The sequence below is a fragment of the Bradyrhizobium sp. PSBB068 genome, from assembly GCA_016839165.1.
In the GTDB taxonomy this organism is placed as follows: Bacteria; Pseudomonadota; Alphaproteobacteria; order Rhizobiales; family Xanthobacteraceae; genus Bradyrhizobium.
On sequence record CP069300.1, the window covers coordinates 5,464,332 to 5,486,353 of the forward strand.

Annotated in this window: 23 protein-coding genes; 11 read left to right on the forward strand and 12 right to left on the reverse strand. The window is 65.6% G+C overall.

Translation table 11 applies throughout. The annotated features are described in order from the left end of the window. Nucleotides 1-23: 23 nt before the first annotated feature. Nucleotides 24-1,727 carry a potassium-transporting ATPase subunit KdpA gene (gene kdpA, locus JQ507_25535; protein QRI68268.1) on the reverse strand — a complete coding sequence of 568 codons (1,704 nt, stop codon included), beginning with the start codon at nt 1,725-1,727 and terminating at the stop codon, nt 24-26. 119 nt (nt 1,728-1,846) lie between these two features. Continuing rightward, a complete protein-coding gene (locus JQ507_25540; protein QRI68269.1) occupies nt 1,847-1,936 on the reverse strand; it encodes a K(+)-transporting ATPase subunit F in 90 nt (29 codons plus the stop codon). A 668-nt stretch (nt 1,937-2,604) separates the two neighbouring features. On the opposite strand from JQ507_25540, the gene JQ507_25545 reads away from it, so the two are divergent. The 7 genes from JQ507_25545 (at nt 2,605) to JQ507_25575 (ending at nt 7,547) form a co-directional block, all read left to right on the forward strand. After that, nucleotides 2,605-3,054 (forward strand): hypothetical protein, encoded by a 450-nt coding sequence (locus JQ507_25545; GenBank protein QRI68270.1) that lies wholly within the window; start codon nt 2,605-2,607, stop codon nt 3,052-3,054. Between the two features lie 161 nt (nt 3,055-3,215). Continuing rightward, nucleotides 3,216-3,680, forward strand: a complete 465-nt coding sequence (locus tag JQ507_25550) for a hypothetical protein (protein QRI68271.1) — start codon at nt 3,216-3,218, stop codon at nt 3,678-3,680. A gap of 13 nt (nt 3,681-3,693) precedes the next feature. Continuing rightward, entirely contained in the window at nt 3,694-3,969 is a 276-nt protein-coding gene (locus tag JQ507_25555) for a hypothetical protein (protein ID QRI68272.1), read from the forward strand. A gap of 115 nt (nt 3,970-4,084) precedes the next feature. Continuing rightward, nucleotides 4,085-4,339: a hypothetical protein gene (locus JQ507_25560; protein QRI68273.1), complete on the forward strand. Its 255-nt coding sequence runs from the start codon at nt 4,085-4,087 to the stop codon at nt 4,337-4,339. An 8-nt stretch (nt 4,340-4,347) separates the two neighbouring features. After that, nucleotides 4,348-5,289, forward strand: coding sequence for a 4-hydroxy-tetrahydrodipicolinate synthase (dapA, locus tag JQ507_25565; GenBank protein QRI68274.1), 942 nt, complete (start codon nt 4,348-4,350; stop codon nt 5,287-5,289). 120 nt (nt 5,290-5,409) lie between these two features. Next, entirely contained in the window at nt 5,410-6,789 is a 1,380-nt protein-coding gene (locus tag JQ507_25570; protein QRI68275.1) for a nodulation protein NfeD, read from the forward strand. Then, a complete protein-coding gene (locus JQ507_25575; protein QRI68276.1) occupies nt 6,786-7,547 on the forward strand; it encodes a slipin family protein in 762 nt (253 codons plus the stop codon). Before JQ507_25570 ends, JQ507_25575 begins: the two co-directional genes overlap by 4 nt. On the opposite strand, the gene JQ507_25580 is transcribed toward JQ507_25575, so the two are convergent. Continuing rightward, nucleotides 7,517-7,708 carry a hypothetical protein gene (locus JQ507_25580; GenBank protein QRI68277.1) on the reverse strand — a complete coding sequence of 64 codons (192 nt, stop codon included), beginning with the start codon at nt 7,706-7,708 and terminating at the stop codon, nt 7,517-7,519. The genes JQ507_25575 and JQ507_25580 overlap by 31 nt on opposite strands. 1 nt (nt 7,709) lies before the next feature. Then, on the reverse strand, nt 7,710-7,985 hold the full coding sequence (locus JQ507_25585) for a hypothetical protein (protein ID QRI68278.1): 276 nt from the start codon (nt 7,983-7,985) through the stop codon (nt 7,710-7,712). A gap of 262 nt (nt 7,986-8,247) precedes the next feature. Between JQ507_25585 and JQ507_25590 the strand changes: the two genes are divergently transcribed. After that, complete coding sequence (locus tag JQ507_25590) at nt 8,248-8,655, forward strand: Hsp20/alpha crystallin family protein (GenBank protein ID QRI68279.1); 408 nt, start codon at nt 8,248-8,250, stop codon at nt 8,653-8,655. Nucleotides 8,656-8,666: 11 nt separating this feature from the next. Next, nucleotides 8,667-11,042, forward strand: a complete 2,376-nt coding sequence (gene lon, locus JQ507_25595) for an endopeptidase La (GenBank protein QRI68280.1) — start codon at nt 8,667-8,669, stop codon at nt 11,040-11,042. 258 nt (nt 11,043-11,300) lie between these two features. Here lon and JQ507_25600 read toward each other — a convergent pair whose 3' ends face one another. The 5 genes from JQ507_25600 to mobB all read right to left on the reverse strand — a co-directional run bounded on the left by JQ507_25600 (nt 11,301) and on the right by mobB (nt 15,766). Continuing rightward, a complete protein-coding gene (locus JQ507_25600) occupies nt 11,301-12,383 on the reverse strand; it encodes an ISAs1 family transposase (GenBank protein ID QRI68281.1) in 1,083 nt (360 codons plus the stop codon). 174 nt (nt 12,384-12,557) lie between these two features. Continuing rightward, nucleotides 12,558-12,833, reverse strand: coding sequence for a hypothetical protein (locus JQ507_25605; protein ID QRI68282.1), 276 nt, complete (start codon nt 12,831-12,833; stop codon nt 12,558-12,560). Between the two features lie 104 nt (nt 12,834-12,937). Next, the gene (locus JQ507_25610; protein QRI68283.1) at nt 12,938-14,590 is read right to left on the reverse strand and encodes an OFA family MFS transporter; all 1,653 of its coding nucleotides are present in this window, start codon (nt 14,588-14,590) and stop codon (nt 12,938-12,940) included. A 320-nt stretch (nt 14,591-14,910) separates the two neighbouring features. Continuing rightward, nucleotides 14,911-15,180, reverse strand: a complete 270-nt coding sequence (locus JQ507_25615) for a sulfurtransferase TusA family protein (protein ID QRI68284.1) — start codon at nt 15,178-15,180, stop codon at nt 14,911-14,913. Between the two features lie 58 nt (nt 15,181-15,238). Then, nucleotides 15,239-15,766 carry a molybdopterin-guanine dinucleotide biosynthesis protein B gene (gene mobB / locus JQ507_25620; protein QRI68285.1) on the reverse strand — a complete coding sequence of 176 codons (528 nt, stop codon included), beginning with the start codon at nt 15,764-15,766 and terminating at the stop codon, nt 15,239-15,241. 200 nt (nt 15,767-15,966) lie between these two features. Between mobB and JQ507_25625 the strand changes: the two genes are divergently transcribed. After that, complete coding sequence (locus JQ507_25625) at nt 15,967-16,278, forward strand: hypothetical protein (protein QRI68286.1); 312 nt, start codon at nt 15,967-15,969, stop codon at nt 16,276-16,278. A 199-nt stretch (nt 16,279-16,477) separates the two neighbouring features. Here JQ507_25625 and JQ507_25630 read toward each other — a convergent pair whose 3' ends face one another. Together JQ507_25630 and JQ507_25635 are read right to left on the reverse strand one after the other, a co-directional pair. Further along, nucleotides 16,478-18,439: a molybdopterin biosynthesis protein gene (locus JQ507_25630; GenBank protein QRI68287.1), complete on the reverse strand. Its 1,962-nt coding sequence runs from the start codon at nt 18,437-18,439 to the stop codon at nt 16,478-16,480. A 9-nt stretch (nt 18,440-18,448) separates the two neighbouring features. Then, a complete protein-coding gene (locus JQ507_25635; GenBank protein ID QRI68288.1) occupies nt 18,449-19,558 on the reverse strand; it encodes a molybdopterin-binding protein in 1,110 nt (369 codons plus the stop codon). 183 nt (nt 19,559-19,741) lie between these two features. Between JQ507_25635 and JQ507_25640 the strand changes: the two genes are divergently transcribed. Beyond that, on the forward strand, nt 19,742-20,953 hold the full coding sequence (locus tag JQ507_25640; GenBank protein ID QRI68289.1) for an ABC transporter substrate-binding protein: 1,212 nt from the start codon (nt 19,742-19,744) through the stop codon (nt 20,951-20,953). Between the two features lie 73 nt (nt 20,954-21,026). Here JQ507_25640 and JQ507_25645 read toward each other — a convergent pair whose 3' ends face one another. Next, on the reverse strand, nt 21,027-21,992 hold the full coding sequence (locus tag JQ507_25645; protein QRI68290.1) for a TAXI family TRAP transporter solute-binding subunit: 966 nt from the start codon (nt 21,990-21,992) through the stop codon (nt 21,027-21,029). Nucleotides 21,993-22,022 lie beyond the last annotated feature (30 nt).

Genomic DNA, 22,022 nt, shown 5'->3' on the forward strand with positions numbered 1-22,022 from the left:
GATGTGACTCCGGTCAAATTCGATCAGAACAAGGTGTTGGCGTTCATGGCGAGGTGCTCGACGATCGGTCCGAGTGCCAGCGCCGGGAAGAAGGTCAGGCCGCCGATGATCAGGATGACGCCGACGACGAGCCCGACGAACAGCCCGCCCGTGGTCGGGAACGTCCCGGCAGACGGCGGATGCGACTTCTTTTCAGCGAGCGATCCTGCGATCGCCATCGCCGGCACGATCATGAAGAAACGGCCGACGAACATCGCGCAGGCGAGCGTCAGGTTGTAGAAGAAGGTGTTGCCGGTGAGGCCCGCGAAGGCCGAGCCATTGTTGCCAGTCGCCGAAGTATAGGCATAGAGCACCTCAGTGAAGCCGTGCGGACCGGCATTCGCCATCGAGGCCACCGCCGACGGCAGCACCACACCGACCGCGGTCCAGCCGAGATACATCAGCGGCAACACCAGGATCGCGAGCATCGCCATCTTGACTTCGCGCGCCTCGATCTTCTTGCCGACATACTCCGGCGTGCGACCGACCATCAGGCCGGCGACGAAGATCGAGATGATCACGAAGATGAGCATGCCATAGAGCCCGGCACCGACACCGCCGATGATGATCTCGCCGAGCTGCATATTGATCAGCGGGATCATGCCGCCGAGCGCGGTGAAGCTGTCATGCATGGCGTTGACCGCGCCGCAGGACGCGGCGGTGGTGACGACCGCGAACAGCGACGACGCGACGATGCCGAAGCGGACCTCCTTGCCCTCCATGTTGCCGCCGGTCAGGCCGTATGCCTGCAGGAGCGAGGTGCCGTTGGCTTCCGCCCAATAGGTGACGGCGACGCCGGCGACGAACAGCACGCCCATCACGGCGAAGATCGCCCAGCCCTGGCGTTCGTTGCCGACCATGCGGCCGAACACGTTGGTCAGCGCCGCGCCGAGCGCGAAGATCGAAATCATCTGCACGAGGTTCGACAGCGCGGTCGGATTCTCGAACGGATGCGCGGCGTTGGCATTGAAGAAGCCGCCGCCATTGGTGCCGAGCATCTTGATCGCGACCTGCGAGGCGACCGGTCCGAGCGCGATGGTCTGCTTGCCGCCCTCAAGCGTGGTGGCATCGACATAGGCCCCGAGCGTCTGCGGCATGCCCTGCCAGACCAGGAACAGCGTGTAAACGATGCAGATCGGCAGCAGCACGTAAAGCGTACAGCGCGTGACGTCGACCCAGAAATTGCCGACCGTGCGCATCGACGAACGGGTGAAGCCGCGGATCAGCGCCATCGCGAGCGCGATGCCGGTCGCCGCCGACAGGAAGTTCTGGTGAGTGAGGCCCAGCATCTGGACCAGATAGGACAGCGTGCTCTCGCCGCCGTAGTTCTGCCAGTTGGTGTTGGTGATGAAGGAGATCGCCGTGTTGAAGGAGAGATCCTCGGCAACCGCGGTCTGTCCGGCCGGGTTGAACGGCAGAAATGCCTGCAACCGCATCAGCCCGTAGATGAGCGCGAAGCCGCCGACATGGAACAGCAGCATGGCGACCGTGTAGGTCAGCCAATGCTGCTCGCGCCGCTCGTCGACGCCGCCGACCCAGTAGATTCCCCGCTCGACCGGGCGCAGCACGGGCGAGAGGAAGGTGGCCTCGCCATTGAACACGCGGGTCATGTACCAGCCGAGCGGCTTGACCAGCGCGGCAACGATCGCGCAGAACAGAATAATTTGAATCCAGCCGATGACGGTCATTGCGTCAAACCTTTCGAATGGGTGCGAAGCTCAGCAGCGACGCGAACACGCCGAGCAACAGCCCGGTCAGCGCCGCGTCGGCTAACAGAATCTTGCAAAGTGCGAACATTGCCGGCCGTCTAGAAGCGTTCGGGCCGCAGCAATGCGTAGGTGAGGTAGAACAACAGGCCGAGCGAGACGAGGCCGGCGAGCGAGTAATCGAAGATCATCGCAGCCTCCCCTTACAGCCGTTCGCAGGCGTAGGCGTAGCCGATGCCGGCCGCGAAGAAGCCGATCGCGAGCGCCGCCATGAGGATGTCCATCATCGAATGCTCCTATTGCGCCGGATTATCCACGGATAATCGTCGCCGAATTCCGAAAAGCGAGGTTGAGACAGATCAACCGCAGATCTTGCTTCTGCGCTTACCTGCTACGCGAATGTCACGTGCCATCCAGCGCATAGGTTTTCGAGATGAGGCGAATAGGGACGTTATATGAATCTTATAAAGGGCGAGGATTTGGACCCAACGCGCAGCGCAGGTTAGGGAGTGCAAGGCACACTCCAACCGTGCATGATCCGCTTGAGCCGCTGTGGCGCCCTGAGTCGAGGCCCGGCGCGGGGATGCCTCGCATTCTTATGGAGTTCTTATATCGTCGTTGGCCGACCTGTCTCGCGGGCGGCTGACCAGCGAGCCAATTCGACATAAGGGGCCCGCGCACCGGCTCGGCGCCTCAGGTTCAGCCGCACGCGGGGTTCAAGGTCGACGGCCCGGTCGATGGACATTATCTTGACCTTGCGGCTCGTTGTCTCGTCTCCGTTCAATGCAATTGGGCAGCTCTGTTGCCATTGTCAGCCCGACCACCGACACGACCAACCGTTTCAGAGTGGGTGACGCAAGTGGACCGACAAGCCTCCGCCGAGTGGCGCGCGCAGTTGCTGCATACCTGGCAGCTGGCGGTACTGCGCTTTGCGATCACGCTGGACGATGCAGATCGATTGCACCTCCTGGCTATCGCCGATGAGATCGATCGCGGCGGCCAATTCGATCGACAGAGCAGCTTTAGCTTCTTTCGCAGTTGCAGCACCGAACTCTGCGCAGCCATTCTGCGGCAGAACGATTCTGCAGACGCCATCTTGCGGCATTTTGCTGCACGAATTGAGGACGCTCGGCTGCGGCGCGCGTTCGCGGCCGCAGTAGGAATTCGGTCCGATCCGGGCGGCAGCAAGTCCAGGCAGCCGGACTGGCTGTGGCGAGGGCTCACGTCGCGCGACGTTTGCGCGGTCCAGCCCGGAACGGTCAGAGAATCAGCAATCCGGACGCGGCCTCCGCGCCGCGAGCGAGGATGAGTGCTGACTGTCCAACTGCCCCTTATGGAATCCCTATATCTCCGCCCCTCGCCTCATCTCGTTTTCAAACAGCCATCCGGCCATTTTGGGCGTGCGGCCAATGCCTTGAACCAGTGCTTTGAACCCAATGCCTTGGACCGCGCGCAAGACGAGATGACGCCATGTCCGTGCTACCCCAAAACGCCCCCACCGACCTCGGCGACCGGCTGCGCGACGCCTATGCGGTGTCCGCCGAATTCATGGCCGACATCATCGGCCAGACCTGCCGGCGCTTTCCCTCGGTTGGACAGAGCGGCAAGACCTCGCGCGTCGAGCGCCTGATCCAGTCCGGCGCCTGGACCGACGCCGCGATCGCGCTGCTCGACCTCGAACTGCCGCAATGGCAGATTCGCCGCCTGGTCTATGACGAGGGCGAGTGGCACTGCGCCTTGTCGCGCGAACGCGAGCTGCCCGACTGGCTCGACCAGTCAATCGAGACCCATCATGCCGATCTCGCGCTCGCAATCCTCAGCGCCTTCGTCGAGGCGCAGCGGATTTCCTGGCCCGATAGCCGGCCCAGCGTGCCCACAGCCCGCGGCGGCACGCGTTCCTGCTACGCGCCGCTGCTCGTCGACAATTTCTGCTGATGACGGCGCAACCGTGAACACCAAACAACTGCCTCAACAGCTGCAGTCGGTCCAGGTCATGGTCCGGTTCGGCTTCCGGCTTGCCATCATGATCGGCTTTGCCGTGTTCGCCGGCGCGGGCATCGGCCGGGGCCTCGTCGCGCTGCTGTGGATGTCGGCGCTGATCTGCGCGCTCGCCGGGCTGTTCAAGCGCGAGATGCCGTTCGCCGCGAACCTCAACCACTGGGACGAGATGACCGCCTATGTCGCGCTATGCGCACTCGGCACCGGTATCGTCCAGCACCTCTGAACCCATCCTTCAAATCCTATGCCGCTCCTATGAAGTCGGCCATCCGCCGCGCTCGATTTCATATCCGACACAACAGACATTGATCGCGTGACTTCGAACTGAAGGACTGACCAACGTGAAAGTCGTCGAACCTCCCTCGTGTAGTGCAGCGTCCACCATCGTCTTCATCGGCCGCAACCACCGCGGCCAGTGGGTCGCCCAGCAACAGAACGGCCTCTATGGCGGCCTGTTCATCAACCGCGCCCAGGCCGTCAAATATGCGCTGTTCGAGAACGGCCAGCATCCCGAAATGATCATCGAGCTGTCGCGTGAGTTCGAGCTCGATATGCGCGGCAAGACCGCTGATATCCCCGCGAGCCGCGTGGCGTGAGCCGCCCCATGATCTTCACACCAGCATCGAGATGGGCACCGAACGCCGATTCGGCCGAATGGCTGTCGGGCTTCATCCCCGATCTTCCGACCCCCTTCGACCTCCACGACGAGATCGACGCCGATACATTCGGTCGGCTGTGCGAGCGCCAGATCGCGGCCGGCGCGACCGCGCTTGTGGTCGGCGAGACCGCGGGCGAAAGCTCGACGCTGGAGCCCGCGGAGCGCGCGCAGCTGGTTAGCATCGCCGCCCGTGTCGCGCGCAAGCGGGTCCGGATCATCGCCGGCGCCGGGTCGAACGCGACGGACCGCGCCGTCACGTTCACGCGAGCCGCGCAGGCGGCTGGCGCCGACGCCATCATGTCGGTCGTGCCCTATTACAACAAGCCGATGCCGCACGGCATGGCGGCGCACTTCCGCGCCGTGGCCGCGGCCACGACACTGCCCATCATCCTGCACGACGTTCCGTCACGGACGGTCAAAGGTCTCACCGACGAGACGCTGCTCGAACTCGCCGCATCGCCGCGGTTTGCGGGATTGCGCGACGGCAGCGCCGACATTGCCCGCCTGGCACGGCTGCGCTCACGCCTGCCCGCGCGATTCCGGATGCTGACCGGCGACGACATTTCATCGCTCGCCTGGCTCGCGGCCGGTGGCGACGGCTGCATCTCGACCGTGGCCAACGTCGCGCCCGATCTGTATGGCGCCGCCTACCGGCATTTCCGCGCCGGCCGGCTGTATCAGGCGCGCGAGCTGCATCAGCGGCTGGTGCCGCTCGCAACCCTGCTGGAGCGCGAGCATCCTGCCGCCCTGAAATTCGCGCTGGCGCTGCTCGGGTTCATGCAACCGGCGACGCGGCTGCCGATCGTGCAACTGGGGGCAGCCGACAAGGCCGAGGTCGCCCAGGCGATGGCTGCGCTTGCCGACGAGTATCTTGCAGCTGCGCAGTGACCCGCTGACGCAACGCAAGTCATCGCAATGCACAATGGCACGTGCAACGTCGCCCGTGACACCGCGACATATTGAGGTTCCGGAACCGCGCCCCATATCCACGGCAAGGGAGTGCTTGCCGTGCAGACCTTCAAGGCGGCTCTCGTTATGGCGATCGCACTGGTTGTCTGGATCGGTCCCGGCGCGGCCGCGGACGGCAACCGTGTTGCCCTGACCATTTCCATCGATGGCGCGATCGGGCCGGCATCGGCCAACTACGTCAAGGACGGCTTGGCGAAGGCAGCGGAGCGTCACGCCGAGGTCGTGATCCTGCGCCTGAACACGCCGGGCGGTCTCAGCACCAGCATGCGCGAGATCATCACCGACGTACTGGCCTCGCCTATTCCCGTCATCGGCTATGTTGCGCCCTCCGGCGCCCATGCCGCGAGCGCCGGGACCTATATCCTCTATGCAACCCATCTCGCGGCCATGGCGCCCGGCACCAATATCGGCGCCGCGACGCCGGTGCAGATCGGCGGCCCGTTGCCGGGTCTGCCGGGCAGCAACCCGGATAAGGGTGGCAAGGACAAGGACAATTCGGCCGAGCCGAAAGATGCCATGACGGCGAAGGTGACGAATGACGCCGTCGCGTTCATCCGCAGCCTCGCCGAACTGCGCGGCCGCAACGCCGACTGGGCCGAGAAGGCGGTCCGCGATGCCGCCACCCTCTCCACCAACGCTGCGTTGCAGGCCCATGTCACCGAATTCACCGCGCATGATCCGGCCGACCTGCTCAGGCAGGTCGATGGCCGGACGGTGGAGCTCGCCGACGGCAAGACGCATACCCTGGCGACCAAGGAAGCCGTGATCGAGGCCATCGATCCCGGCTGGATTTCGCGCGCGCTCGCGGTCATCACCGACCCCAACATCGCCTTCGTCCTGCTGATGGTCGGCATCTACGGGCTGATCTTCGAGTTCATGTCGCCCGGTGCCGTGGCGCCCGGGGTGGTCGGGACGATCTGCCTGCTGGTCGGCCTCTACGCGCTCAACATGCTGCCGATCAACTACGCCGGCTTCGGCCTGATGTTGGTCGGGATCGCGCTGCTCGCGATCGAGGCCTTCAACCCGACCGTCGTGATCGGCCTCGGCGGCATCGTCGCCTTCGTGCTGGGAGCCGCCATGCTGTTCAGGATCGAGGCGCCCGGATATGCCCTGTCATGGCCGCTGATCGGTATCGTCGCCGCGATGTTCACCGGGCTCATCCTCGTCGTGCTCGGGGCGCTGCGCCGCGCGCGCCACGGCCCGGTCCGGACCGGCGCGCAGGCCATGCGCGGGCTATCGGCCGAGGTTCTCGACTGGTCCGAGACATCAGGTCACGTCTTCACCAATGGTGAGCGCTGGCAAGCGCGCGGCACCGAGACATTCAAGGCGGGAGAGACGGTCGAGGTCGCCAGCATCATCGATTTGACGCTGGTGGTACGGCGTGCGCCGGCCGCCGCCGGCGAAGGAGGTTCAGCATGATGCTTGATTATTTCACCTATGGGGCGGTCGCGCTGCTTGTGATCATCTTCCTGACCCAGGCGGTGCGCGTGCTGCGCGAATACGAACGCGGCGTCATCGTCACGCTCGGCCGCTTCACCGGGGTGAAGGGCCCGGGGCTGATCATCCTGATTCCGGTGGTGCAGCAGCTCGTGAAGGTCGATCTCAGGGTGATGGTGCAGGTGGTGCCGCCGCAGGACGTGATTTCCCGCGACAACGTCTCGGTCAAGGTCAATGCCGTGCTCTACTTCCGCATCGTCGATCCCGAGCGTGCCATCATCAAGGTCAGCGATTACATGTCCGCAACCAGCCAGCTGGCGCAGACCACGCTGCGCTCAGTGCTCGGCAAGCACGAGCTCGACGAGATGCTCGCCGAACGCGACAAGTTGAACGCCGACATCCAGGAGACCCTCGACAAGCAGACCGACGTCTGGGGCATCAAGGTCACCGCAGTCGAGATCAAGGACATCGACATCAACGAGACCATGGTGCGGGCGATCGCCAAGCAGGCCGAGGCGGAACGGCTGCGGCGCGCCAAGGTGATCAATGCGATGGGCGAGCAGCAGGCGGCCGAGAAGCTGGTCGAGGCCGGCCGGATCCTTGCCCAGGAGCCGCAGGCGATGCAGCTCCGCTATTTCGCCGCGCTCCACGACATTGCCGGCGAGCGCTCCTCAACCGTGGTGTTCCCGCTGCCGATGAACCTGCTCGATCACCTGACGCGGCGCAGCGAGGCCACCTGACCCGGCAGATGCTTGGCCCGCCAGGCCGGCCCCGGGCCACGCATGTAATGCGCCTCGGGCCGATAGATGCTGATCGGCTCCTCGCCGATCCAGGCCAGAAACTTGAACAGCGCTTGCGCGGCGCTGCGCAGCGGGGCAGCGATGAATGATGCGGTGCGCATTTCAGTAGTCCCACTTCTCGCCGAGCACGGCCGGCGTCCGCGGATAGCGCTCGGCATCGCCGCCGGGCATACCGACATCGAGATGGGCTCGCGCCCACCCCTCGTGGCCACGATGCAGCAACAGCTCGTTGCGCAACCGATGGATCTTGGCGGCGGCGATCGCGCGATGAACCGTCCTGAAGGCCGCGCCGATCCGGCGCATGACCCGTCGCAGGGTCACCGGCATGGCGCCGGCCGAATTCTGCGGCCGGACGTCGTGTAAATGGAGCAAGGTCATGTCCCACCTTCCTGTTGGCGGCGCGTGCGAGCGCACCGCGTCAAGCTCAAAGATGCTGGGAAGGCCGTAGGAATTCGAGAGGACCCGTCGTTGCGCCGCATAGGCACGGCATAAACGGCCAGATGTCGCCGACGCAGTGCAGCCGTGCCGCAAATCACGAGATTTCGGACAATTTTACCCTCGAACGGCCGTGCGCAGGGCCGGTTTACGGTCGGCGGCAAGACCGGTAACGTTGCCCGCCAATGCGACGTGGAGAGTGCCGATGCGGCCCAAGGACCAGACCAACTGGATGCTGTCGGATGCGATCGAGGCGCTCGCCCGCGCCGAACGGTTGCACCAGAGCTTCCTCAATTTGCACCCCCGCGCGGGCGGCAGCGAGCCGAGCTGGGAACCGCCGATGGACGTGATCGAGACCGAGCAGGAGATCCTGATCCTGGTCGCGCTGCCGGGGGTCGATCCCGACCAGGTCGAGGCCGCGCTCGACGGCGGCACGCTGGTGATCTCCGGCCGCCGCACCTTGCCCCCTGAACTCCGTAACGCCCGCATCCTGCGCCTCGAGCTGCCGCAAGGCCGCTTCGAGCGCCGCATCACGCTGCCGACCGGCCGCTACACCATCAGCCGCTTTGCCGCGCATGGCTGCGTCGGCCTGCGGCTCGGAAAATCGAGCTAGAGGATTTCGCCATGGCTGCATCCGACGTTTCAAGCCCGGCGAGCTCCGCGCCGATCCCGAGCGACGCGCTGATCATCGTGCCCGTCCGCAACACCGTGCTGTTTCCCGACGTCATCTTCCCGATCACGATCGCGCGTGCGACCTCGATTGCCGCCGCCCAGCAGGCGGTGCGCGAGCAGCGGCCGATCGGCATCCTGCTGCAGCGCGATCCCGAGACCAACGATCCCGGCCCGGACGGGCTCTACCGCGTCGGCACCGTCGCCAACATCGTGCGCTACATCACCGGCGCCGACGACAGCCATCATCTGGTCTGCCAGGGCGTGCAGCGCATGCGCGTGCTCGACTATCTGCCCGGCACGCCGTTCCTCGCGGCGCGCGTGCTGCAGATCCCCGAGCCCACCACGACCTCGCCCGAGATCGAGGCGCGCTTCCTCAATCTGCAGCGCCAGGCGCTGGAGGCCGCGCAATTGCTGCCGCAAACGCCGCCCGAATTGATCGCCGCGCTGCAGGGCACGACCTCGCCGGCAACCCTCGCCGACCTTGCGACCTCCTACATGGACATCAAGCCGGCGGAGAAGCAGGACATCCTCGAGACCATCGACCTCGTGGCGCGGATGGACAAGGTCTCGCGCCACCTCGCCGAGCGGATCGAGGTGCTGAGGCTGAGTCAGGAGATCGGGCAGAAGACCAAGGCGGTGTTCGACGAGCGGCAGCGCGAGGCGATCCTGCGCGAGCAGATGGCGACGATCCAGCGCCAGCTCGGCGAGGGCGACGGCAAGGCCGCCGAGGTCGCCGAGCTGACCAAGGCGATCGCGGACGCCAAGATGCCGCCGGAAGCCGAGAGCCAGGCGCAGAAGGAATTGCGCCGCTACGAGCGGATGCCGGAGGCGGCAGCCGAATCCGGCATGGTGCGCAGCTATCTCGACTGGCTGATCGACCTGCCCTGGAGCATTCCGGAGGAGAAGCCGATCGACATCGCCGAGGCGCGCAAGATCCTCGACCAGGACCATTATGGCCTCGAGAAGATCAAGAGCCGCATCATCGAATATCTCGCGGTGCGCAAGCTCGCCCCCGGCGGCAAGGCGCCGATCCTCTGCTTTCTCGGACCGCCCGGCGTCGGCAAGACCTCACTCGGCCAATCGATCGCGCGAGCGATGTCGCGGCCGTTCGTTCGTGTCAGCCTTGGTGGCGTGCATGACGAGGCCGAGATCCGCGGCCATCGCCGCACCTATATCGGCGCGCTGCCCGGCAACATCATCCAGGCGATCAAGAAGGCCGGCGCGCGCAATTGCGTGATGATGCTGGACGAGATCGACAAGATGGGCCGCGGCATCCAGGGCGATCCGTCGGCCGCGATGCTGGAGGTGCTCGACCCCGAGCAGAACGGCACCTTCCGCGACAACTATCTCGGCGTGCCGTTCGACCTGTCGCGCGTCGTCTTCATCGCCACCGCCAACATGCTCGACGGCGTCCCCGGGCCGCTGCTCGACCGCATGGAGCTGATCAGCCTCGCCGGCTACACCGAGGACGAGAAGCTCGAAATCGCCAAGCGCTATCTGGTGCGCCGTCAGCTCGAGGCCAACGGCATCAAGGCCGAACAGGTCGAGATCGATCCGGACGCGCTGCGGCTGATCATCAAGAGCTACACCCGCGAGGCCGGCGTCCGTAATCTCGAGCGCGAGATCGGCAAGGTGCTGCGCAACGTCGCGGTGCAGATCGCCGAAGGCAGCACCAGCCACGTCACGATCGCGCCGAAGGACATCGTGTCGCTGCTCGGACAGCCCAGGTTCGAGAACGAGATCGCGCAGCGCACCAGCATCCCGGGCGTCGCCACCGGTCTCGCCTGGACCCCGGTCGGCGGCGACATCCTGTTCATCGAGGCCTCGCGCATGCCGGGCCGCGGCGCGCTGATGATCACCGGCCAGCTCGGCGACGTGATGCGCGAGAGCGTGCAGGCCGCGATGACGCTGGTGAAAAGTCGCGCCGCCCAACTCGGTATCGACCCTGCGGTGTTCGAGAAGAACGACATCCACGTCCACGTTCCCGCCGGCGCGACGCCGAAGGACGGCCCGAGCGCAGGTGTCGCGATGTTCACCGCCCTCACCTCGCTGCTGACCGACCGCACCGTGCGCGGCGACACCGCGATGACCGGCGAGATTTCGCTCCGAGGCCTGGTGCTGCCGGTCGGCGGCATCAAGGAGAAGGTGGTTGCCGCGGCGGCCGCGGGCCTCACCCGCGTCATGCTCCCTGCCCGCAACAAGCGCGATTACGACGATATCCCCGCCGGCGCCCGGGCCAAGCTGGAATTCATCTGGCTCGAACGCGTCGACGACGCGATCGCCGCAGCGCTCGAGCCGGCCAAGGCGACGCCTGCCGCTGCGGAGTGATGGTTGCTGCACGAGGCTCCAACCGACATCTCGCCCGGGGCCACCCCTCTCCCCAACCCTCCCCCGCAAGGGGGGAGGGAGCCTGGCAAGCGTGCTCACCTCACGTTATGGCGCAAGCAGCGCAGACCATGTCTCGACCGCCGCATGATCCGTCACGCACACGTGGCGCTATGAGTACCGACTTCGTTTTGGAAGTTGCCGTGGCGCGCTTGTAAGGGAGCCAGAGGCGGAAGGGTTCCCTCCCCCTTGCGGGTAGGGCTATCGCATATGGGCCAGGACGGTGAGAAGGAAGTCGTTGCTCCATCTTGCCTGGAGCATTTTGTGGCTGGTCCGCGCTGGACCTGGCGTGGCTTGCAGGGCGTTGATGGCGAGCTTGCGGATGACGGCAAGGTTCTCCGGGGCGTGGTCCTTGCGGCTGCGGCAAGCGTCCTCGTCGAACAGAACGTCGAGAACCCAGTGCAGGTTGTTCTCGATGCTCCAGTGGGCGCGGACGACGTCGAGCAGCTTCTTGGCCGACAGCCGCCGCGAAGCCAGAAAGTATCGGGCCGTCCGCTTGGCAGGCTTGCCGGCCGTTGCGCGCCAGCTGTCGATGCGGCCGACCGCGACGATAGCGGGGAAGCCATGTTGCTTCGCCAATTGCGGTGCCGGCACGATGATGGCTTGCCGGCGCTCGATGCGATCGTGGGCGGCGGTTCTTCGCTGGCTTGCTCGCGCAGGCCGTCGGGCGGTGTCGAGCAACGCCTTGGCGGCCTTGAAGAGCCGGCCGCGATTGCTCTTGATGGCTAGAACGTAGTGGCCCTTCCGGTCGCGGATGGCCTGCGCGACATCGGGCCGGCAATGCAAGGCGTCGGCAGTGACAAGAGCGCCGTCCAGATCGAGCGAGGCGAGGACTTCGAGAACGCCGGCAACCTCGTTGCGATTGGGGGCCTTCCTTTGAGCCAGCGCCATGCGTGTGCCTGCCGCCCAGACATTGACCATATGCAGCGGTGTGGATTGCCGCCCACGCATGAAGGCGCCGCGCAACGCCTTGCCGTCGATGCTGACCACGCCCTTGATGCCGAAGCCCTTGCTGAGCTTGCGCAAAATCGCTTCCAACCCCTTCGGGTCCAGAGCACGGAAGACGTTGCTGAACGTATCGTGGCTGGGGATGCCGGATCTGAGCTCCAGGAACCGCTGCAACAGCTCCTCTCGGCCTTTGCCGAAGAACTCGAACTCGGTGCAGGTCTTGGCGCCGGCCAGTGTCGCCGCCAAGGCGATGACGATGATCTCCACCAGATCGTGCCGCACGTTGCTGGCGCGGGGGTCCTTGAGTGGTCGAAGCAGGCGCTTGAGTTGGCGCATTCTGGTCTCCCTCGGGAAGCGAGAGACACCCAAAGAATCCAGTTCCAACCGCTTGGCAACACCCCTCCATCGCCATATGCGATTCCCCTACCCTTGCGGGGGAGGGTTAGGGAGAGGGGTGCCGCACGGCGTGCTCTCTCAGCTCGATCCTCGACGCATTCAGAGCGGTGGGGGTCAGCTCTTGCCCATGCAGTCTTCGATGTAAAACCAGCGATCGTCGCCGGTCAGGCCCTTCGCCTTCACCTCGGCGCGGCAGGCCTTCAGCTTGGGCTTGTTGGCGCGCCACTGCGCCTTCATCGCCTTCAGTTTGTCCATCGTCAGCTTCATCTTCGACGGCTTGGCCGTCGTGGCGGCCGGTGCCGGCGCGGCGGGCGCCGTGGTCTGGGCCGACGCGACATGGAGTCCCACGGCGAGCAGCGCGGCGGCAAGGCAAATCCTGGTGCAAAACATCGAAATCCCCCATCCCAAGTCTGTTCGTTGAATGTTTGTTCGTTGAATAGAGCGAACGCCGCGGGTGCCGGAGAACCGGCAACCCGCGGCGCTGATGGTCGCAGTCAGAGGATTTTGACCGCGCTGAGCAACGTCATGTAGATGCCCCAGGCCAAGGGAATGCCGACGAACAGCCAGAACAGCGCCGCCCGGCCGTCGAGACCGCCCTTGCCGATGCCGAACGAGCCGGTCGCACCATTGCCGCCGGTCGCAGTCGCCGCCTGCAGCTTGGCCACCTCGGCGTCGCTCATGTGCCACTTCGGATCGACCGGCTTGATCATGTAGTTGCAGATGAAGCCGGCGATCAGCATGGCGCACAGGATGTACATCGTGGTGTTGTAGAGCTGGTCGCGCGGCACGCCCGCGGCCAGCTGGAACTCACGCAGATAGTTCACCACCACCGGACCGATGATGCCCGCGGTCGACCATGCCGTCAGCAGGCGGCCATGAATCGCGCCGACGAACTGGGTGCCGAACATGTCGGCAAGATAGGCCGGCACGGTGGCAAAGCCGCCGCCATACATCGACAGGATGATGCCGAAGCCGAGCACGAACAGAAGCTTCGAGCCCATCGCGGCAAAGGTCGGCGCCAGCGCGTAGAGCACGATGCCGAGCACGAAGAACGTGTAGTAAGTGTTCTTGCGGCCGATCTTGTCCGACAGCGAAGCCCAGAAGAAACGGCCACCGATGTTGAACAGCGACAGCAGGCCGGCGAAACCCGCGGCAATCGCCGCGATCTGCGCCTTCTGCGACGCATCGAGCGCATTGAAGCCGACGTCGGGCAGCCCGATCAGCTTGCCGGCGAAGATCTCCTGCAGCATCGGTGAGGCCATCCCGATCACGCCGATGCCCGCCGACACGTTCAGGCACAGCACCCCCCAGATCAGCCAGAACTGCGGCGTCTTGTGCGCGTTGTCGAGATGCACGTTCTTGGTCGAGATCATCGCGTTGGCCTTGGTCGGCGGCGTCCAGCCCTCGGGCTGCCATCCGCTCGGCGGCAGGCGATAGCGGAATGCGCCGATCATCATGAACACGAAATAGATCGCGCCCATGCTGAGGAAGGTTTCCCAGACACCGACCGAGGTCGGGGTCTTGAAATAATTCATCAACTTGTCCGCGAGCGGCGCGCCGATCATCGCGCCACCGCCAAAGCCCATGATAGCCATGCCGGTCGCCATGCCGCGGCGGTCGGGGAACCATTTCACCAGCGTCGACACCGGCGAGATGTAGCCGAGGCCGAGACCGACCCCGCCGATCACGCCGGAGCCGAGCCACATCAGCCAAAGCTGGTGCGTGTAGACGCCGAGCGCGCCGATCACGAGACCGCCAGCCCAGCACAACGCCGCGACGAAGCCCGCCTTGCGCGGACCGGCCTTCTCGAGCCAGCCGCCCCAGATCGCGGCGGAGACGCCGAGCAGCACGAAGAACAGGGTGTACATCCAGCCGAGGCTCGCGACCTTCCAGTCGCAGGTCGTCGTGAACAATTCCTGCATCAGCGACATGTCAGGGCACGCTTTCGGCGCGGTCAGGCCGATCGCGCGCGACAGCGGCAGCCAGAACACCGAGAAGCCGTACGCCATACCGATGCAGAGATGGATGCACAGCGCGGCCGGCGGCACCAGCCAGCGATTGAAGCCTGCGGTCGCGATCGTGTGTTCCTTGTCGAGGAAACCTGCGCCTGCCGCGGACACGCGTCCGGCGCTGCTCACTGCGGTCATTGATACCTCCCCTGCAGCCGCCGTTACGTCAGGCGCATCTGCGTCTTCGATCCCGTCTCAGCACTTGCGGCCACCGTCAGGCAGCCGCGCCGCACATTTCCTCGATGCGCCGGGACCAACCACGCGCATTCCGAAAATGCTAACCCCCAACCCGATCGGATATGCCAAGCCGTGCAGCCTGATCTGGACGCAGGCCGGCCGTTGTCCGCCGGCGTCCCGCATCCGGGCACACCGCCATCTCCGCAACCATCCGGAGATTATCAATTCGCGCAGAATGGAAAATAGGAGTCGATAGGCAAATGGTAGATATCAAGCTGCATCTAGCGCGTACGCGGCGCTGCAGCATTTGAAATATCTATCGTACCATTCAGCTTCTCGATCAGGAAAACGATCCGGACTTCGCTGCGTTCGGTGATCTCGACCTTGTCGCCGGTCGCCTGGATCAGCGCCGGGATGTCGATCACCGAAAGCGGATCGGTGCAGTGCACTTCAAGGAAATTTCCTGCCGCCACGCCCCTGAGGGCCTTGCGCGTCTTCAGCGCGGGCAGCGGGCATTTCAGGCCGGTGAGATCGAGTTTCGTCGTTGTCATGGCCCGACCATGGCGAAGCCGCCACGCATCGTCAACGGCGGCACCTTTCCCACCCTGCTCAGCTTTCCGCCGAGGCCGAAGCGAGCACATCGTCGACCGGAATCGCGGAGCGCAGCATCAATTCGGCGACGTCCTCGATGTCGTCGAGATGCACGACCGGCAGCCTGGTCTCGATCGCGACATCGCTGGCGATCCCGACCACGTGCGGGTCGTCCGGAAACAGCAACGGCTTGCCGTTGGCGGCCCGATACACCTCGATCTTGCTGACCGGCTCGCGCTTGAAGCCTTCGACCACGACCAGGTCGACCTGCGCCATCTTGGCGAGCAGTTCCGGCAGCCGCGGCTCGCTCGCGCCGCGCAGCTCATGCATCAGCGCCCAGCGCCGCGTCGAGGACACCAGCACCTCGGTCGCGCCGGCCTGCCGGTGCACCCAGGAGTCCTTGCCGGGCACGTCGACATCGAATTCGTGATGGGCGTGCTTGATCACGGAGACGCGCAAGGTCCGGCCCAGCAAATAGGGGACCACCCGCGACAGCAGGGTGGTCTTGCCGGCGCCGCTCCATCCCGCGAGGCCAATCACTTTCATCCGCGCCTCCGAAGCCAACTAGCGTCCAACGCTGCTTATATCAGCCTTGGCGCAATGTCATGCCAGCCGACCGGCGCGATTTGCCGTCGCCGGATTGATCCGCCTCGCAGGGCCGTGGCGGTCCAACGGATATACCTCGAAGTTTCCAATGTGCGGGGTGGCCGGAACGCGATAAATTGCATCATCGGAGGACCAAAAATATGCCTCGCTCGCCTTCGATCGTGCCGCATCAAGTCGACCACGACACCTATCTGGTGCTGAACGATTTCGGCCGGCTCGGCCGTGCCTGGTGCGAGACCGACGAGGAAGGCGCCGACCGGAAAACGCTGATCCGGCGTCTGCTCGATGACCAGTACAGCCATCCGGTCCGCATCGTGGCGTTCAATACCAGCGAAGGATGGTCCCGCGACGTCACGACCGACATTGCCGACGAGCTTCGCCGTCGTTTCGTCGAATACGAAGAGGTCCCGCGCTCCGTGCTGGAGTTCGTGGAGGCCGCCATGCGGCACTGAGCCGGACCCCAAGCGGCCAGGTTGATCTACGTTAAGTCCCTTGAATCAAGAACCATCCTCATCGTCGTCCTGGCGAAAGCCAGGACCCATTACCCCAAATGAGAATTGCTGCGCGGTGCTGGGGCCGCGATCCCCTTCACAATCCAATGCGGTGGTTATGGGTCCTGGCTTTCGCCAGGACGACAGCGGTGTAGGGGAGCTACGCCGGCCTGAACCCTGCCCTCACCAACGCCGCGCGGCCCTCCTCCGACGCCAGCGCGTCGAGAAAGGCCTGCACCGCGGGGCGTTGCTTGCGCGCCGTCACCAGTGCGAAGTCATAATGCTCCTCGGCCAGCGGAATGAAACCGAGGCCGGACGCGTGGGCGACAGGCGCGATCGTCATGCCCCAGTCGGCGCGATGCTGCGCCACCGCGGCGGTGACCGCATTGTGCGAGCGCGGCTGATTCCAGTACCCGTCGGGCCGGCTGCCCGCCAGCAGGCGATCGATCAGGATGCGGGTGCCGGCGCCCTGGTTGCGGTTGACCATGATGCAGGCGGGATCGGCGAGCGCGGCGCGCACCGCCTGCTCTGCGCTCAGGCCGGCAAAGCGGGTGTCGTCCTTGCGGAACACGATGCCCTGCATGCGCCGCCAACCCGGCACCAGCTCGAGGCCGTCGGCCAGATACGGCGTGTTGTAGGTCTCGGTCTTGTCGTCGAACAGATGGATCGGGGCGAGATCGCATTCGCCGCGCTTGGCCGCCGCGAGACCGCCCAGACTGCCGACCGCGATCGATCGCACCACAAGCCCGGCATGCGCCAGCGGCGCGGTGACGAGATCGAGCCCGGTGCAATGGCTGCCGACGATGACGAGATCCGGCACCCGCACATGCGGCGTGAACAGCGTCACCTCGGCCTCGCTGCCGCCCGGCAACTGGTCGGCCAGCGCCTCGATCTTCAGGAAACCATCGGCCTGCGCGAACGAGGTGATCGCGCCAGAGCCCTTGCCGCTCGGATAGGCGATCAGGCCATCGGCACCTTCAACCAGCGACACCATCACAAACTCGGTGCGCCCGAGCTCGGAAGCGATACGCACCGGCACCTTCACCGCCACCTTGGCGTCGGAACGCGGCGGCAGGCCGGCCATCCGCCGCAGCACCGGCACGATCATGTCGTGAAAGGTGAACATGGCCGAGGTCGGAAAGCCCGGCAGGATGACCACCGGCTTGCCGTCGCAGACCGCAAGGCACAGCGGTTTGCCGGGCTTCAGCGCCACGCCATGCGCGATGATCCCGGGCTTGCCGAGCCCTCCGATGATCCGGTGCGAGACGTCGCCTGCGCCCTTGGAGGTGCCGCCCGACAGCACCAGCATGTCGCTGTCCGCCAGCGCCTTGCGCATCGCGGCTTCCAGCATCGCCGCATTGTCCGCGATCGCGCCGAGGAACGACGCATCACCGCCGTTCTCGGCAATCGCCGCCGTGACGATCGCGCCATTGGTGTCGTAGATCGCGGCCGGCCGCAGTCCGTCGCCCGGCTGGACCAGCTCGTCGCCGGTGGAGAGGATCGCGACCCGCGGACGGCGCGTCACCAGAACCTCGGCGATGCCGCAGGCCGCGAGCATGCCGATCTCGCGCGAGCCGACGATCGTCCCGGAGCGCAGCAGCGCCTCGCCGCGCGCGATGTCGGAACCTGCATAGGACACGAACTGCCCGGGCGACGCCGCGCGCCGCACCTCGATGGCGCCGTCGCCGCCGGCCTCGCCGACGGGTTGGGTGTGCTCGATCATCACGATGGCGTCGGCGCCGCGCGGCACCGGACCGCCGGTCGCGATCGCGGTCGCAGTGCCGGGGAGCACCGGCCGGGTCGGGGCGATGCCGCACGAAATGGTCTCGTCGGTCAGCGCCAGTCGCACCGGCGTGCCCTCGCTGGCGCGCGCAAGATCGGCCGAGCGCACGGCGAAGCCATCGACATTGGAGCGATCGAACGGCGGCACGTCGATTGGCGCCACCACGTCCTCCGCCAGCGCACGGCCGAGCGCGTCGGCGAGCCGTCGCGTCTCGGACGGCAATTGGCGCGGGAACAGCGCCGCCTCGAACCGCGCAAGGGCCTCCTCGCGCGACCGGATGGTCAGGAACTGGTCCTGTTCGATGGACGGCTTGGGGCTCGGCGTGAAAATACTGGTCATCCCGGGAACTCACTCCCGCAAGATATAGGCATCGACGGCCGTGCCTGCAGCGAAGCCCTCCGCCGCGCCGGGCACGATCAGCAGAGCTTCGGCGCGCGCGATGGGATCGAGCGACAGGTCACCGGTCGCCAGCACGTCCCAGCAGCCTTGACCACGCGCCAGCAGCACGACCTCTGCAACACCGACGCCGGAAGCGATCTTGCGTTCCAGCGGCAGTGTCAGCGATTTGCGCGGGCGCCGGCCCGACAGGCGATCAAGCACCGGAAGCGCAATCGCCCACCAGGCCGCGAAAGCCTGATCCGGCGCGCCGGGCAAGGCGACGATCGGAATCGTGTCGATCCGGCCAACCGCAGCAGTGCGCCCGGGTTGCAGTGCAATGCCGTGCGCAATCAGGGCGCCATTTTTCACCAGCGCATTGACGACCGCGTCCGTGTGACCAACACCGGTGCCCCCGATCGTGACGATGAGATCGCAGCCATCGGGATCGAGCCGGCTCGCAACCGCCGCCACATCCGGCGTCACCGTCGTGCAGATGACCTCAGCGCCTGCAAGGCGCGCGGTATCGGCGATCAGTTGCGCGGTCAGCTCGCCGTTGCCGATATTGACGACGCGCAGCCGAGGACGTCTTACGCGCAACAGCTCAAGTCCGGCCGCCCGCGCGAGCAGCAAAGCACGCGGCAGCAGCGGCTCTCCCGCCGGCATCACCGCGCGCCCCGCAGCGATGTCGCTGCCGGCACGCCGGACACCCTGCCCCGGGATGGCCTCGGTGAGCACCTGCGGCAGTGGACCGGAGCTGTCCACCGCATCGTCGTCGACGACGCAATCGGTGCCATCGGGCATCGCAGCGCCGGCTGCGACCCAGACCGGGAGTTCGGCCTGTGCCAACGGCGCATAGGAGGACGCGCCGACCAGATCATTGGCGCGCATCGCCCAACCGTCGTTGATCGCGACATCGTGCGGCGGGTATTGGCGCGCGGCCGGCATCTCGGCCGCGATGCAGTGCAAAGCGTCCGCAGGCGACAACTCGATCGGCGCAACCAGCGCGACGTCGCGCAGCACGGCGGCCAGCGCCGTATCGAGCGGGGTGAGCGAGGTCGGGAGGCGCTGGGTGGTGACCATGGCCCGCTATGGACTGAATCGGCGGTGAAAGAAACCGGTTTGGGCCGGTCCGGGTCCCCGTCATTAGACCGATGGCGCGTTGACGCGGACCCCAAACTAGTTGCAAAAGAAACCAATATGACCGGGTTCCAGAGGCCCGGCACAACCATAATGGCCAATGTGCCAAATCGGGAGGGAGACAGAATGATCGCGACCAGACTAGCCATGTTCGGGACGCTCGCAGCCGCGCTGCTGGCTTCCTCGGCCGTATCGGCGCAGGTATCCGACGACATCGTCAAGATCGGCGTACTGACCGACATGAACGGCCCGGCTTCGACGCCGACCGGACAGGGCTCGGTCACCGCCGCACAGATGGCGGTGGACGATTTCGGCGGCACCGTGCTCGGCAAGCCTGTTACGGTGATCGTCGGCGATCACCAGCTCAAGCCCGATATCGGCGCGACCATCGCGCGGCGCTGGTACGACGTCGATCAGGTCGACCTCATCGTCGACGTGCCGGTGTCGGCGGTCGGGCTTGCGGTGCAGAACATCGCCAACGAGAAGAAGAAGCTGTTCATCACGCACTCGACCGGCGCGACCGACTTCCACGGCAAGTTCTGCTCGCCCTATGCGATGCAGTGGGTGTTCGACACCCGTGCGCTCGCGGTCGGCACCGCGCAGGAAGTCGTGAAGCGGGGCGGCGACAGCTGGTTCTTCATCACCGACGACTACGCGTTCGGCCATTCGCTGGAGAAGGATGCCTCCGCCGTCGTGACCAGGAACGGCGGCAAGGTGCTCGGCGCAGTGCGGCCGCCGTTCGCGACGCCTGACCTGTCGTCCTTCATCCTGCAGGCGCAGGCCTCCAAGGCCAAGATCATCGGCATCGCCGGCGGGCCGCCGAACAACACCAACGAGATCAAGACCGCCGCCGAGTTCGGTGTCTTCGCCGGCGGCCAGCAGATGGCCGCGCTGCTGGCGCTGATCACCGACATCCATTCGATCGGCCTGTCGGCCGCGCAGGGCCTGCTGCTGACCACGTCGTTCTACTGGGACATGGACGACAAGACCCGCGAATGGTCGAAGCGCTATTTCGCCAAGATGAACCGGATGCCGACGATGTGGCAGGCCGGCGTCTATTCCTCGGTGACCGCCTATCTGAACGCGATCAAGGAGACCGGCACCGACGATCCGCTCAAGGTCGCGGCCAAGATGCGCGAGAAGCCGGTGGAGGATTTCTTCGCCCGCAACGGCAGGCTGCGCGAGGACAATCTGATGGTGCACGACCTCTGGCTGGTTCAGGTCAAGACACCGGCGGAGTCGAAATATCCATGGGATTATTACAAGATCCTGGCCAAGATCTCGGGCGAGGACGCATTCGGGCCGCCGGATCCGGCCTGTGCGATGGCAAAGAAGTGAGATCAGCGAATGACGGATAGAGGGTAGCGAATAGGTGCGACCGTCAGCTATTCGCCACTCACTGTTTGCCGCGCTAGCGCGCCACCCCGATCTCGCGGAAATATCTCAGCACGCCGGGGTGGATCAGGTTGGGATCGGGCGCCGCGGCGACGGTGTTCGCCGCGGTGGTCTCGCAGGCCTGGACGAGCTTCTTGCAGAAATCAGCCTCGGCGCCATGCAACGTCTTCGCCAGCCGATAGGCGACGTCGTCGGGCAAGCTGTCGCGCACCAGGATGTAGCTCCAGGAGCCGATCGAAACGATCGGCTCGTTCTGCTTCGGATAGCTGCCGGCGGGGATCGTCAGCGGCTTGAGGAAACTGTGCTTGGCGCGGACGCGCGCGATCTCGTCCGCGGTCGGCGCAATGAACCGCGCTCCCGTCGCGCTTTCGGCGAGCTTGGTGAAACTCGGCCAGCCGATTCCGGCGCCCCACAGCGCGGCGACGCGGCCATCTTCCAGCATCGCGGGGCCATCGCCGGCGCGATCGAGATAGACCGATTTGAAATCCTCGTCCTGCTTCAGCCCGATGCCGTCGAGGATGTAGCGCGACAGGATCGGAATGCCGGACCCCTTGGCGCCGAACGCAACCGATTTTCCGACCAGATCCTGGATCGTCCGGTACGGGCTGTCGGCGCGCACCACGAACATGCCGGGGGCCGAATACATCGCGGTGAGGATCCTGAGTTTCGTCGCCTTCGGCCGGCCGATGCCCATGAAGGCCTCGTAGGCCGGCTCGCCGGCAACGGTTGCGATGTCGACGCTGTCGGCCTCGAGCAGCGGAATGTTCTCGCTGGAGCCCTTGGTGTTGCGCGGTTCGATCGACAGTGTCGGATCGGCCGCGTTCATCACCTCGGCGAGGGCGTTGCCATAGAGCGGAAAGCCGCCGCCCGGCGTCGCCGTGGCGAAACTGATCGTAGTTTTGGAAATGGTCTTGCCCCCCTCTTGCGCCGCCGCGCCGCCCGCCAGCAGCGCGCCGGCGCAGATCATAACAGCGAATTTCATCCCGAGCCTCAAGCATTGCACATGAGCAAG